Raw genomic sequence first — 13,097 nt, forward strand, 5'->3', positions numbered from 1 at the left:
TTCTGTCGGGCCCGGGGGCCGCACGGTGATCACTCGCCGTGCGGCCCCCGGTCGTTTCGGACAACCATTGACTCAGGTCCCGACGGCCTACTAACTTCGCTATACGGATTGTTGATTCCGTGCAGCGGAAAACAGGAGGATGCAGGATGGGTCAGCAGGAGAAGGTGTCGACGAGCCTCGCGGGCGCGGTCAGCGAGGGCATCAGTGCCTCCCTCGCAGCGGTGGACGCGGAGCTGGACCGCCGCTACCCGGGAGACCCCGGCACCCGCCAGCCCGTCCACACCGTCTACGTACCCGGCAACGTCTTCGACGCCGGAACCATCCGCTCCTGGGGTGACCGGGCCCTCGCCGCCCTCGACGAGCACGCCCCCGACGCCGCCTCCTTCGCCGCCGTCCTCGGCCTCTCCGACGACCTCGCCGAGGACGTCTACGGCCGCGTGCGGGCCAAGTTGGAGCGCGAGCCCGTCGAGGACCTCCGGGTCGACTTCGAGGACGGCTACGCGGGCGCCGACGAGGACCAGGACGCGGCCCGCGCCGCCCGGCTGATCTCCGAGGCGTACCGGAACGGCACGGCCGCCCCGTACATGGGCATCCGGATGAAGTGCATGGAGTCCGCCGTACGCGACCGGGGCATCCGCACCACCGACGTCTTCCTCACCGGCCTCCTGGAGAACGGCGGCCTCCCCGACGGCCTCGTCCTCACCCTCCCCAAGGTCACCTACCCCGAGCAGGTCACCGCCTTCGTCCGCCTCCTGGAGGCCTTCGAGAAGGCTCACGGCCTCGACGCCGGCCGCCTCGGCTTCGAGATCCAGATCGAGACCAGCCAGTCCATCCTCGCCACCGACGGCACCGCCGCCGTCGCCCGCATGATCGGCGCCGCCGAGGGCCGCGCCACCGGACTGCACTACGGAACCTTCGACTACAGCGCCTGCCTCGGCGTCTCCGCCGCCTACCAGGCCAGCGACCACCCCGCCGCCGACCACGCCAAGGCGATCATGCAGGTCGCCGCCGCCGGCACCGGCGTCCGCGTCTCCGACGGCTCCACCAACGTCCTCCCCGTCGGGACCACCCAGCACGTCCACGAGGCCTGGCGCCTGCACTACGGCCTCACCCGCCGCGCCCTCGCCCGCGCCTACTACCAGGGCTGGGACATGCACCCCGGCCACATCCCCACCCGCTACGCCGCCGTCTTCGCCTTCTACCGCGAGGGCTTCGAGGCCGCCGCCAAGCGGCTCTCCGCGTACGCCAACCACGCCGGCGGCGACGTCATGGACGAGCCCGCCACCGCCAAGGCCCTCAGCTCCTACCTGCTGCGCGGCATCGACTGCGGAGCCCTCGACACCGCCGAGGTCGACGCGCTCACCGGGATGAACCGCGCCGCGCTCGACCGGTTCGCCGCCCCGCGCCGAGGCGACCTCACCGCCTCCGCCGAGTAGCGGAGAAAGCCGTCCCGAGCTGATCGGACCATGGTCTCGAACCAGCCAACTGCCCCGTACCCTGTACGAGTTCACGCGCGGTCCGCGCATGTGCTCGACAGGGGAACGGGGCATCGGTGTCATCGGGGGAGAACGAACGGCTCGCGGGCCGGTACAGAGTGGTGCGCCAGCTCGGACGCGGCGGCATGGGAGTCGTCTGGCAGGCCGTCGACGAGGTCCTCGGCCGTGAGGTCGCCGTCAAGGAACTCCGCACCTACACGGACGCGGCCGCACCCGAACTGGCCGATCTCCGCCTGCGGATGACCCGCGAGGCGCGCGCCGCCGCCCGCGTCCGCCACCCCGGGGTCGTCGCCGTCCACGACGTCACCGAACACGAGGGCCGGCCCGTCATCGTCATGGAACTCGTCGACGGACCCTCCCTCGACGACGTCCTCGGCACCCGCGGCGCCCTCGACCCGGCCGAGGCGGCCCGGATCGGCGCCCACGTCCTGGAAGCCCTCGCCGCCGCGCACGACGTGGGCGTGCTCCACCGGGACGTGAAGCCGGGCAACATCCTGCTCGACAGGTCGGGCCGGATCGTCCTCACCGACTTCGGCATCGCCACGATGGAGGACCCGGGCGACGGCTCCGCGACCCATCTGACCCGCAGCGGCGAGATCGTCGGCTCCCTCGACTACCTCGCCCCCGAGCGGGCCAGGGGCCAGGACCCGGGCCCCGCCTCCGACGTGTGGGCGCTGGGCGCGACCCTGTACGCCGCCGTCGAGGGCGCCTCGCCCTTCCGGCGTACGTCGACCTGGTCGACGCTCGCGGCCATCGTCACCGAGCCCCTCCCGGAACCCCGCCGCTCCGGACCGCTCGCCCCGGTCCTGCTCCGCCTCCTGGACAAGGACCCGGCCGCCCGTCCGACGGCCCGCGAGGCGGCGCGGCTGCTGGCGGCGGTGGGGGAGGGGGAAGGGACCCAGGGGGCGCCTGCGGTGGGAGTACCTGTGGGGGAGGGGGCCGCGCCGGCGACGCCGGCTTCGGCGACGCCCGACCTGGAGGCGCCCGCTCGGGAAGTGCTCGCTACGGAGGCGCCTGCTTGGGAAGCGCCTGCTACGGAGGCGCCTGCGCCGGGCCCCTACGGAGGTTCCGCCGCGCCGGGCCCGTACGGGGGTTCCCTGAATCCGAGACCGTACGGGAGTTCCCCGGAGCCGGGCCCCTTCGGCGGTTCTGTGGAGCCGAATCCGTACGCCGAGGTCGGCGTGGGCCCGGCGGCGTCCCCGGCGCCCGCCGCCGCGCCGCTCGGCGGGGCCTTCGGGCCGGCCGTCCCCGTGCCGCCCGTGCGTACCGACGGAGGCGCGGGCACGGGCACGGGCGGCCGTGCGGAGGCGCGTGCCACCCGGCGGGCCGGGGCGAAGCCCCGCCGGGGGAACGTGCTGGTCGCCGCCTCCGTGGCCGCCGTCCTGCTGGCCGGCGGCGGGCTCACATACGCCTTCATGGACCGGGACTCCGCGGTCGCGGCCTCGGACGGGACGCCGGGCGGCAGCGACCGGGGCGCCGCCGGGGGCGACCAGGGCCGCGCACTGGACCCGGGGACCAGCGGCGTACCGTCGCCGGGACGGTCGAGCGGCGCCGCCTCGCCCTCCCCGGGGGACCCCTCGGGGCCCGCCCCCTCCGGCTCGGCCGACGGCACCGGCCGCCCCGACCCCGACCGTACGGACCCGGCATCGGACCCGGACTCCGGCGGTACGGAGACCGGCGGCCCGGGCACGGGAACCGTGGCCGGATCCGACGGGCACGGCGGCGGGACGGCCGCGCCCCGCACCCCTGGCACCGGTACGCCCACGACGGGAGCCCCGTCCGGAGGCGGCGGCACGGCCGCGCCCACCACCGAGCCGCCGCCGCCCGCCACGGGCTGCGCGCCGGCCGGTTCCTCGGCCACCTGCCAGGTCGTACGGAGCGCCACGAGCACCCGCTACGACGGCGGGGAGATGGGCACGGTCGGAGCGGGCCCGCACGCGTTCTTCTGCCAGGTCGACCTGGACCGGAGCGAGACGTACGGCGGACGCACCAGCCGCTGGTTCGCCAGGACGGACGACGACAGCGGCAACACCAACGTCTACCTCAGCGTCCTGCACCTGTCGGGCGGCGCGGGCGGCGGCCCGGTGGACGGCCTGCGCGTCTGCTGAGGCCCCGGCCGGCAGGGGGGGCGGCGGTACTTCCGCCGCCCTCAGCGCGGTGTGATCTCGCCCGAGCCACGGGCGAGGAGCGTCGTGCCGAGGACCACCCGCTCCGGCGCCCCGTCGATCCCGTCGAGCCGCCGGAACAGGCGCTCCGCCGCCGTCCGGCCGAGTGCGGCGGCGTCCTGCGCGACGACCGTGATGCCGAGCAGATCGGCCAGCTCGATGTCGTCGAAGCCGACCAGGGCGACCGGCCGGGGGTGCCCGGCGAGCGCCCGCACCACCGTGACGGTGACCCGGTTGTTCCCCGCGAACAGGGCCGTCACGGGTTCCGGCGCCGCCAGCAACTCCCGCACCGCCGTGCTCACCCGCTCCGGATCGGTGGAGCCCGCCGCGACCCACTCCTCCCGGACCGGGAGGCCCGCGTCCTCCATCGCCGCGCGGTAGCCGCGCAGTCGCTCGGCCGAGGTGTGGATGCGCGGACGGTCGCCGATGAAGCCGATCCGCCGGTGGCCGTGCGCGATCAGGTGCGCCACGCCGTCGCGCGCCCCGCCGAAGCTGTCGGAGAGGACGGCGTCGGCCTCGATCAGCCCCGCCGGGCGGTCGACGAAGACGGTGGCGACGCCCGCCCTGATCTCCGGCTCCAGATAGCGGTGGTCGTCACCGGCGGGGATGACGATCAGGCCGTCGACCCGGCGCGCGCACAGGGCGAGCGCCAACTCCTGCTCCCGGTCCGGGTCCTCGGCGCTGGACCCGTTGATGAGCAGTGCCCCGTGCGCCCGCGCGACCTCCTCGACCGCCCGGCTGAGCGGCCCGTAGAACGGGTCGGCGAGGTCCTCGAGGACGAGACCGACGGTCGCGGTACGGCCCTTGCGCAGCACGCGCGCGCTGTCGTTGCGGCGGAAACCGAGGACCTCGATGGCCTCCCGGACCCGGCGCTCGGTGTCCGGGGTGACCCCCGGTTCGCCGTTCACGACCCGGGACACCGTCTTCAGGCCGACACCCGCGCGCGCGGCGACGTCCTTCATCGTGGGCCGGGTGCCGTAGCGGTGCTCGGAGTGGCGGGCGATGTCGGCCACGGTGCGCGGTTCCTCCGTCGGGGGCGGGCTCGGGCGCCCTTGAGCAGGGCGTCGTCCGATCGTGTCACTGGCCGAAGCATAGAGTGTGGACAACGTTGTCATGCCGGGGGAGACTGTACGGAACGCCCCCCGCGACACGGACATCGCCCCGCGTCCGCCCGCCGCCGACTGGAGACCCCGCGCCCATGCAGACCGATCCCGCCACGGTCCCGGACGGGGGCTCCGCCGACGGTCCGGTCTCCGCCGGCGACCCCGGCCGGGCTCCCGCCCAGAGCCTGGTCTCTGTCGACGGTCTCGTCGTCGCCCTCGACATCGGGGGCACCAAGATCGCGGGCGCCCTGGTCGACGCCGGGGGCCGCATCCGGGTCCGCGCGCAACGGCCCACGCCCGCGCGTGGGGACGGCGAGACGGTGATGCGGGCGGTCGATGACGTACTGACCGAACTCTCCGGCTCCCCTCTGTGGGCGGCCGCCGGGGCCGTCGGCATCGGCAGCGCCGGTCCCGTCGACGCGCACCGGGGGACCGTCAGCCCGGTCAACATCCCCGGCTGGCGCGACTTCCCCCTGGTCGAGCGGGTCCACCGGGCGACGGGCGGGCGCCCGGTCACGCTGGTCGGTGACGGCGTCGCCATGACGGCCGCCGAACACTGGCTCGGGGCCGCCCGGGGCCACGACAACGCCCTGTGCCTCGTGGTCTCCACGGGCGTCGGAGGCGGTCTGGTCCTCGGCGGCCGCCTCCACCCCGGCCCCACCGGCAACGCCGGTCACATCGGCCACATCGTGGTGGACATGGACGGAGACCCCTGCGCCTGCGGCGGACGCGGCTGCGTCGAACGCGTCGCCAGCGGCCCGCACCTGGCCCGCCGCGCCCTGGACAACGGCTGGCGGCCGGGACCCGACGGCGACGTCTCCGCCGCCGCGGTGGCCGCCGCCGCGCACGCCGGCGACCCGGTCGCCGTCGCCGGCTTCGCACGCGCGGCGCAGGCCCTGGCGGCGGGCATCGCCGCCACGGCGGCCCTCGTCGAGATCGACATCGCGGTGGTCGGCGGCGGGGTCGCGGGCGCGGGCGAGGTCCTCTTCGCCCCGCTCCGGCGCGCCCTCGCCGACTACGCCACGCTCTCCTTCGTCAAGGACCTGACCGTCGTCGCGGCCGTCACGGGCACGGACGCGGGCCTGCTCGGCGCGGCAGCGGCGGCGGGCGCGGCGCACGGCGGAGAGTCTTGGGCGGGCCGGGCTTCCTGACGGGTCGGGCCTCGTGGCGCGACGTACCTCTTGGCACGACTTACCTGTTGGCACGCCGGGCCTTTTGGTACACCGGGCCGCTCGAAGGCGGCGCCTTCCGGCCGCCGGTGCCCTCCGCGTCCGTCTCACCCCTCCCGTGACCGCTCCGGCGCCCGCTGTTCGACGATCACCAGGAAGGCGTCCGACTCCAGGTCCATCACGACCCGGGCCGGCACTCCCTCGTCACGCCGCGCCCCGGCGAACTCCTCCGCCGGCCAGCTGCCCCGCGGGCCGCCGGCCGGAAAACGTTCGAGAACCGTACGACTCATCTCCGCACCCCCTCGTGCTTGCGGAACTCAACGACGGCGGCCCGAAAGTGTCACGCACATGCCGAGAATCCGGGACATGTGTTCGTGGGTTTCCGTGGCAGGGTGTTGCGGGCAAGCCACTGTGGGCTATCCAAGAGGGGGAATCGTGATCGTCTGGATCAACGGTGCGTTCGGCGCGGGGAAGTCCGGAACCGCACGCGAACTGGTCGATCTGATCCCGAACAGCACGCTGTACGACCCCGAGGTCACCGGAGGAGGACTGCGCCGGCTCCTGCCGGCCAAGCGGCTCGCGGAGGTCGAGGACTACCAGGACCTGCCGATCTGGCGGCGCCTGGTGGTGGACACCGCCGCCGCCCTGCTCGCCGAGGTCGGCGGCGTCCTGATCGTTCCGATGACGCTGCTGCGCCAGGAGTACCGGGACGAGATCTTCGGCGGGCTCGCCGCTCGCCGCATCGAGGTGCGCCACGTCCTGCTCGCTCCGGAGGAAACGATCCTGCGGCAACGGATCGACGGACGGGCCGAGTACGGCGACCCCGAGACCGACGCCCGCGTCCGGGAGTGGAGCCACGCGCACCTCGCGCCCTACCGCGCCGCGGCGGAGTGGCTCACCCGCGACGCCTACGTCCTCGACACCTCGGCGCTCACCGTCACCGAGGCCGCCCGGTCCGTCGCCGACGCGGTCCGGTCCGGCCTGGCCGCTCCCTGCGGCATCGTCCAGACCCCCGAGCCGACGGGCGAGACCCTCGCCGCCGGAGTCCTGCTCTTCGACGAGCAGGACCGCTTCCTCCTCGTCGACCCCACCTACAAACCGGGGTGGGAGTTCCCCGGCGGCGTCGTCGAGGCCGGCGAACCACCGGCCCGCGCGGGCATGCGCGAGGTGGCCGAGGAGATAGGCCTCGAACTCGACGCCGTACCCCGCCTGCTGCTCGTCGACTGGGAACGCCCGCAGCCCCCCGGCTACGGAGGACTGCGCCTGCTCTTCGACGGTGGCAGGCTCGACGCGGCCGACACCGCGCGCCTCCATCTGCCCGGCGCCGAACTCCGCGGCTGGCGCTTCGTCACCGAGGAGGAGGCCGCCGACCTCCTGCCGCCCGTCCGCTACCGCCGCCTCCGCTGGGCCCTGCGCGCCCGCGAACGCGGCACGGTCCTCAACCTGGAGGCGGGCGTCCCGGTCGGCTGACCCCCAAGGGGTGCCCCCTGAGGCCGCCACCCGACGGTCGCTACGTGAGGCTGACCTCCCGGGCCGACCTCTGAGACCGACCTCCAGGGGTCACCCCCTACGGAAAGACTCCTGCGGCGGAACCCTTACGGCTTGAGCCCTACGGCAGAACCCCTACGACAGGCCCTGAGCCCGGGCCGCCTCAGCCGCCGCCGCGAGCCGTTCCGCCGTGTCCGAGGTCACCGGTGCCCCGTGCCCGCAGCACAGCACCGACGGAGCCAGCTTCGCGAGGCGCCGCATCGACTCCAGGGCGAGCGGACGGTCGACGTGCAGGACGCCGAACATCACGTCCGGCACCGAAGCCACCGTGTCCCCGGCGAACAGCACGCCGTGGCGCGGCAGATGGACGGCGATCGAGCCGGGGGTGTGGCCCGGACCGTGGACCACCACGGCCCCGTCGCCGAAGCCGAGCTCCTCGCCGTCCTCGACCTCCCGGTCGACCCGGGTCGGCGGCGCTTCCGGCGAGGTCACCCCGTGCTCGAAGATCGGACGCTCCCAGTCGAGGAGGTCCGGCTCCGGGACCGGGGCCTCGCCCCGGATCACCGGCGCGTCCAGCCGGTGCGCGAGGATCTCCGCCCCGTGCCGGTCCGCGAGCTCCTGGGCCGAGCCCACGTGGTCGCGGTGGCAGTGGGTCAGCACGATCCGGCGCAGCCGGTCCGGGTCCAGGCCGGCCGCCCGGATCGCCGCCGCCGTCTCGTCCGCCATGCCGGCCCACCCGGCGTCGATCAGCGTCAGTTCCTCCCCGTCCTGCCACACGTACGCCTGGCCGATGGAGTAGTCGAGGAGGTGCAACCGAGGGGTGATCCGCGTCAGTTCGATGGATGCCATACGGCGAACCTACGCATCCGCGCAGGTCCGCCGTATGCTTCTACGCTCTCGGCGAGCTTCGCCGAACGCGGAACCCGACCGGGTCCCGCGGCGAACCGTCGGCCGTCAGCCCTGCTTCGAGCGGGCGTAGTTGACGAGGAAGTGCGCCTCGGCGACCGAGAGCCGCTCCAGCTCCTCCGGCGAGACCGACTCGTTCGGGGCGTGGATCTGCGCCTCCGGCTCGCTCAGGCCGATCAGCAGGATCTCCGACTCCGGGTACAGCGACGCCAGCGTGTTGCACAGCGGGATCGAGCCGCCCATGCCCGCCGTCTGCATCTCCTGGCCGGGGTACGCGATCCGCATCGCGTCCGCCATCGACGCGTACGCGGGGCTCGACGTGTCCGCCTGGAACGCCTGCCCCTGGCCGACCTGCTCCAGCGACACGCGCGCGTTCCACGGCGTGTGCTTCTCGATGTGCGCGAACAGCAGCTTCGTCGCCTCGGCGGCGTCCTGGCCGGGCGGCACCCGCAGGCTGATCTGGGCGCGCGCCGAGGAGGGGATCGACGGGGTCGCGCCGGCCACCGGGTGGCAGTCGATGCCGATCACGGTGACGGCGGGGCGGGCCCAGATCCGGTCCGCGACCGTGCCGGAGCCCGGCAGGTCGACGCCCGCGAGCACCTTCGCGTCCTGGCGGAAGTCCTCCTCCGGGTACTGCAGGCCCTCCCACGCCTTGTCGCCGGGCAGCCCGTCGATGACGGTGGAACCGTCGGGGCCGCGCAGCGAGTCCAGTACGCGGATCAGCGCGGCCAGCGCGTCCGGCGCGGCGCCGCCGAACTGACCCGAGTGCAGATTGCCCTCCAGCGTCTCGATGCCCACCCGGATCATCGTCATGCCGCGCAGGGTCGCGGTCACCGTCGGCAGCCCCACCCGGAAGTTGCCCGCGTCGCCGATCACGATGGCGTCCGAGACGAGGAGTTCGGGGTGCTGCTCGGCGTACCGCTCCAGACCGCCGGTGCCCTGCTCCTCGGAACCCTCGACGATCACCTTGACCGTCACCGGGACGCCGCCGTTCGCCTTCAGGGCGCGCAGCGCGAGCAGGTGCATGACGACACCGCCCTTGCAGTCGGCGGCGCCACGCCCGTACCAGCGTCCGTTGCGCTCGGTCAGCTCGAACGGCGGGGTGTGCCAGGCGGACTCGTCCAGCTTCGGCTGCACGTCGTAGTGCGCGTAGAGGAGGACCGTCGGCGCGCCGGCCGGGCCGGGCAGGATGCCGTAGACCGCCTGCGACCCGTCAGGGGTGTCGAGCAGCGCCACGTCCTGGAAGTCCTCGGCGCGCAGGGCGTCCGCGACCCAGTTCGCGGCGCCCTCGCACTCGCTGCGGGGCGCCACGGCCTCGTCCGCCACCGACTCGAAGGCCACCAGCTCCGTGAGCTCGGCCTTGGCCCGGGGCATCAGGGACCGGACGGTCTCGGCGATCGGATTCGAGGTCATGGGCACGCTCCTGGTGGGTGCGACGTTACGACGTAAGGACGGCGATCGGCGTATGTCGTGGTACGGCGAACGCACCGCCGATCCTACGGCGCGGGTGCCCGGCTACCGCGCCGTAGGATGCGTCAGGAGCAGACCACCGGTCGGATCAGGAGCAGAAGCACATCGTGAGCAGCGAGCACGCAGAGAACGCCGGTCCGGAGAACACCGCGCCCGAAGGCGCGACTCCTGAGGGCATCGGTGTGGAGGCAGCGGCGACGGAACCGGCGAAGGACGGGATGCCGGACGGGGTCACGGAGAAGGCCGGGGGCGGGAAGCACGGCCCGGGTGACGATGTGTCGGAGGAGCCGGGCGCGAGGTCCGGGGCGAGCGCGGCGTCCGAGCCCCGCGTGGCGGCCGACGCGTCCGACGTGGCCGACGCTTCCGACGTGACGGACGTGACGGACGTGACCGATGCCACCGATGTGACCGACCCGGCCGAGCCGGCCGAGGTCTGGGACGTCGTGGTCGTCGGTGCCGGGCCCGCCGGTGCCTCCGCGGCCTACGCGGCGGCCGTGGCCGGGCGTCGGGTGCTGATCCTGGAGAAGTCGGAGCTGCCCCGGTACAAGACCTGCGGCGGCGGCATCATCGGCCCCTCCCGCGACTCCCTGCCGCCCGGTTTCGAACTGCCGCTCCAGGACCGGGTGCACGCCGTCACCTTCTCCCTGGACGGCCGCTTCGCCCGCACCCGGCGCTCGCGCAAGATGCTCTTCGGGCTCATCAACCGGCCCGAGTTCGACGCCCAGCTCGTCGAGCACGCGCAGAAGGCCGGTGCCGAGCTGCGCACCGGCGCCACGGTGAGCCGGGTGGAACAGCACGGCCCGGCGGTGCCGGACCGGCGCACCGTCGCCGTGGTCCTCGCCGACGGCGAGACCGTGCTCGCGCGCGCGGTCGTCGGTGCCGACGGCAGTGCCAGCCGGATAGGCGCTCACGTGGGGGTGAAGCTCGGTCAGGTCGACCTGGGCCTCGAAGCGGAGATTCCCGTCCCGCCGTCCGTGGCCGAGGACTGGAAGGGCCGCGTCCTCATCGACTGGGGCCCGATGCCCGGCAGCTACGGCTGGGTCTTCCCGAAGGGCGACACGCTCACCGTCGGCGTCATCTCGGCGCGCGGCGAAGGCGCCGCTACCAAGCGGTACATGGAGGACTTCGTCGCCCGGCTCGGCCTGTCCGGCTTCGAGCCCACCGTCTCCTCCGGGCATCTGACGCGCTGCCGCACCGACGACTCGCCGCTCTCCCGCGGCCGGGTCCTCGTCTGCGGCGACGCGGCCGGTCTCCTGGAGCCGTGGACGCGTGAGGGCATCTCGTACGCGCTCCGCTCGGGCCGGCTCGCCGGCGAGTGGGCGGTACGCGTCGCCGAGGCCAACGACGCGGTCGACGCCCGGCGCCAGGCCCTGAACTACGCCTTCGCCATCAAGGCCGGGCTCGGCGTCGAGATGGCGGTCGGCCGACGGATGCTCACCGTCTTCGAACGGCGCCCGGGGCTGCTGCACGCGACGATAACGGGACTGCGGCCGGCCTGGAACGCCTTCGCGGACATCACCCGCGGCTCGGCGACCCTCGGCGGCATGGTCCGCTCGAACGGCATGGCCCGCCGTGCCCTGGAGCTCCTCGACAAGCGCATGGACACCTCGACCGGAGTCGGCCCGGTGGGCCGGGGAGTCGGCCGGCGGGAGCGGTCGGCGCCGGAGGGCGCGAGCGCGGGAGTCGGCGAGAGCGGGGGAGAGGGCGACGGCGTGGACGCGAGCGCCGGCGTCGGCACGGGCACTTCTGCCGGCGCGGGCACGGCCGCGAAGGAGCCCCGGGGTGGCCAGGAGGGCCGTGAGGCTCCGGAGGCTCCCGAGGCCGTCTGAGGTTCCGGGGACGCGTTGAATACGGCGGACGGGCTCCGCCGCTCCGGTCGGCTCATGCCGCCGGAGTGGCGGGGCCCGTCGGCGTGACGCGGAAGACGGGGTGCTTGGGGGCTATGGCCCGCAGCTCCGCGTCGGAGGAGTCGGCGCCGACGCCGCCGAAGAAGGCGCCGACCTCGGCCTTCCAGCGCTTGAGGTAGGCGCGGAGCAGCGCGGGCTTGTCGTCGTCGGACACCTCGACGGCGGTGAAGTCCTGCACGTGCTTGCCGAGGATCAGCTGCCCGCCGCCCGCGGCCCGCATGTTGTGGGTCCACTGGACGTGCCCGCGGGGCGCCACGAGGTAGCGGACGCCGTCCACCGTGAGGAGGTTGACCGGGGTACGGCGCCATTCGCCGCTCTTGCGGCCCCGGACGGCGAGGACGCGGGACCCCCAGACGCTGAAGCCGCGCCGGGTCGCCCAGGCGACCGCGCGGTTGAACACGTTCACCGTGAACCAGCCGGGCTTCATGACGTGCGCGGCGGGCGTCGAGTCGGAGCCGGAGGGGGTGGAGTCGGCGGGGCGAGCGGACATGGTCTTCCTCCTGTGGAAGTGGTGCGGCGCCGGGGCGCCGGGGCGCCGGGGTGGCGGGGTGGCGGGGCGCCGGGGTGGCGGCGGAAGCAAAGTGTGAGCACTGCTCTCGCTTGAGATCAGTGTGCACGCATCGCCGCTCACAATCAAGAGCGCCGCTCTCATTTCGTATCGGTGCTCCGAAAGTGGCACACTGCTCTCCATGACGACCGTTCGAGGAGCCCGCGCCCGCGCCCGCATCGAGATCACCGCCGCCATCAAGGACGAGGCCCGCACCCAGCTCGCCGCCGAGGGCGCCGCGAAGCTCTCCCTGCGTGCCGTCGCCCGCGAGCTCGGCATGGTGTCCTCGGCGCTCTACCGCTACTTCCCGAGCCGCGACGACCTGCTCACCGCCCTCATCGTCGACGCCTACGACGCCGTCGGCGCCGCCGCCGAACGGGCCGCCGCCGAGACCGCCGACCAGCGCCCCCTGGAGTCCTGGACCGCCGTCTGCCGGGCCGTCCGCGCCTGGGCCGTCGCCCACCCGCACGAGTACGCCCTGATCTACGGTTCCCCCGTCCCCGGCTACACGGCCCCCCAGGACACCATCGCCCCCGCCGCCCGCGTCGGTCTCGTCCTCATCGACATCGCCCGCCGCGCCCACACCGGCGAGGGCGTCGCCCTTCCCGCGCTCCCGGAGACCCTCCGCCCCGAGGCCGCCCGGCTCGCCGCCGACATCGCCCCCGACCTGCCCCCGGCGCTCGCCGTCGGCCTGGTGGCGGCCTGGTCGCAGCTCTTCGGCCTGATCTCCTTCGAGGTCTTCGGCCAGTTCCACCGGGTCGTCGAGGACCGCGACACCTTCTTCGCCACGGCCGCCCGCCGCCTCGGCCAGGACGTGGGCCTCCTGCCCCGCGGCTGACGGACACC

11 protein-coding genes are annotated in these 13,097 nt (G+C 74.3%); 6 read left to right on the forward strand and 5 right to left on the reverse strand.

Going from position 1 to position 13,097, the window contains the following annotated elements; genetic code table 11:
* Nucleotides 1–146: 146 nt before the first annotated feature.
* Together ASD33_RS22465 and ASD33_RS22470 are read left to right on the forward strand one after the other, a co-directional pair.
* Entirely contained in the window at nucleotides 147–1,436 is a 1,290-nt protein-coding gene (locus ASD33_RS22465) for an aldolase/citrate lyase family protein (protein WP_056563396.1), read from the forward strand.
* A 116-nt stretch (nucleotides 1,437–1,552) separates the two neighbouring features.
* Complete coding sequence (locus ASD33_RS22470) at nucleotides 1,553–3,604, forward strand: serine/threonine-protein kinase (RefSeq protein ID WP_056563398.1); 2,052 nt, start codon at nucleotides 1,553–1,555, stop codon at nucleotides 3,602–3,604.
* Nucleotides 3,605–3,645: 41 nt separating this feature from the next.
* On the opposite strand, the gene ASD33_RS22475 is transcribed toward ASD33_RS22470, so the two are convergent.
* Complete coding sequence (locus ASD33_RS22475) at nucleotides 3,646–4,674, reverse strand: LacI family DNA-binding transcriptional regulator (RefSeq protein ID WP_056563401.1); 1,029 nt, start codon at nucleotides 4,672–4,674, stop codon at nucleotides 3,646–3,648.
* 185 nt (nucleotides 4,675–4,859) lie between these two features.
* Between ASD33_RS22475 and ASD33_RS22480 the strand changes: the two genes are divergently transcribed.
* Entirely contained in the window at nucleotides 4,860–5,915 is a 1,056-nt protein-coding gene (locus tag ASD33_RS22480) for an ROK family protein (RefSeq protein WP_079044951.1), read from the forward strand.
* 125 nt (nucleotides 5,916–6,040) lie between these two features.
* On the opposite strand, the gene ASD33_RS22485 is transcribed toward ASD33_RS22480, so the two are convergent.
* Nucleotides 6,041–6,223 carry a hypothetical protein gene (locus ASD33_RS22485; protein WP_056563404.1) on the reverse strand — a complete coding sequence of 61 codons (183 nt, stop codon included), beginning with the start codon at nucleotides 6,221–6,223 and terminating at the stop codon, nucleotides 6,041–6,043.
* A 145-nt stretch (nucleotides 6,224–6,368) separates the two neighbouring features.
* On the opposite strand from ASD33_RS22485, the gene ASD33_RS22490 reads away from it, so the two are divergent.
* Nucleotides 6,369–7,403 (forward strand): NUDIX hydrolase, encoded by a 1,035-nt coding sequence (locus ASD33_RS22490; RefSeq protein WP_056563408.1) that lies wholly within the window; start codon nucleotides 6,369–6,371, stop codon nucleotides 7,401–7,403.
* Between the two features lie 153 nt (nucleotides 7,404–7,556).
* Here ASD33_RS22490 and ASD33_RS22495 read toward each other — a convergent pair whose 3' ends face one another.
* The gene (locus ASD33_RS22495; protein WP_056564515.1) at nucleotides 7,557–8,261 is read right to left on the reverse strand and encodes an MBL fold metallo-hydrolase; all 705 of its coding nucleotides are present in this window, start codon (nucleotides 8,259–8,261) and stop codon (nucleotides 7,557–7,559) included.
* Nucleotides 8,262–8,375: 114 nt separating this feature from the next.
* Nucleotides 8,376–9,740 carry a dipeptidase gene (locus tag ASD33_RS22500; RefSeq protein ID WP_056563411.1) on the reverse strand — a complete coding sequence of 455 codons (1,365 nt, stop codon included), beginning with the start codon at nucleotides 9,738–9,740 and terminating at the stop codon, nucleotides 8,376–8,378.
* Nucleotides 9,741–9,904: 164 nt separating this feature from the next.
* Between ASD33_RS22500 and ASD33_RS22505 the strand changes: the two genes are divergently transcribed.
* Nucleotides 9,905–11,626 (forward strand): geranylgeranyl reductase family protein, encoded by a 1,722-nt coding sequence (locus ASD33_RS22505; protein ID WP_079044952.1) that lies wholly within the window; start codon nucleotides 9,905–9,907, stop codon nucleotides 11,624–11,626.
* 52 nt (nucleotides 11,627–11,678) lie between these two features.
* Here ASD33_RS22505 and ASD33_RS22510 read toward each other — a convergent pair whose 3' ends face one another.
* Nucleotides 11,679–12,194, reverse strand: a complete 516-nt coding sequence (locus tag ASD33_RS22510) for a nitroreductase family deazaflavin-dependent oxidoreductase (RefSeq protein WP_056563415.1) — start codon at nucleotides 12,192–12,194, stop codon at nucleotides 11,679–11,681.
* A gap of 199 nt (nucleotides 12,195–12,393) precedes the next feature.
* On the opposite strand from ASD33_RS22510, the gene ASD33_RS22515 reads away from it, so the two are divergent.
* Nucleotides 12,394–13,089 carry a TetR/AcrR family transcriptional regulator gene (locus ASD33_RS22515; protein ID WP_056563418.1) on the forward strand — a complete coding sequence of 232 codons (696 nt, stop codon included), beginning with the start codon at nucleotides 12,394–12,396 and terminating at the stop codon, nucleotides 13,087–13,089.
* The last annotated feature ends 8 nt before the right edge of the window (nucleotides 13,090–13,097 follow it).

This window comes from Streptomyces sp. Root1304, assembly GCF_001426405.1.
Classification (GTDB): Bacteria; Actinomycetota; Actinomycetes; order Streptomycetales; family Streptomycetaceae; genus Streptomyces.

Bases quoted from the DNA above. Each gene is read 5' to 3' on its own strand.
- ASD33_RS22480 (WP_079044951.1), top strand. From the start codon at position 4,860: ATGCAGACCGATCCCGCCACGGTCCCGGACGGGGGCTCCGCCGACGGT.
- ASD33_RS22465 (WP_056563396.1), top strand. From the start codon at position 147: ATGGGTCAGCAGGAGAAGGTGTCGACGAGCCTCGCGGGCGCGGTCAGC.
- ASD33_RS22485 (WP_056563404.1), bottom strand. From the start codon at position 6,223: ATGAGTCGTACGGTTCTCGAACGTTTTCCGGCCGGCGGCCCGCGGGGC.
- ASD33_RS22510 (WP_056563415.1), bottom strand. From the start codon at position 12,194: ATGTCCGCTCGCCCCGCCGACTCCACCCCCTCCGGCTCCGACTCGACG.
- ASD33_RS22515 (WP_056563418.1), top strand. From the start codon at position 12,394: ATGACGACCGTTCGAGGAGCCCGCGCCCGCGCCCGCATCGAGATCACC.
- ASD33_RS22500 (WP_056563411.1), bottom strand. From the start codon at position 9,740: ATGACCTCGAATCCGATCGCCGAGACCGTCCGGTCCCTGATGCCCCGG.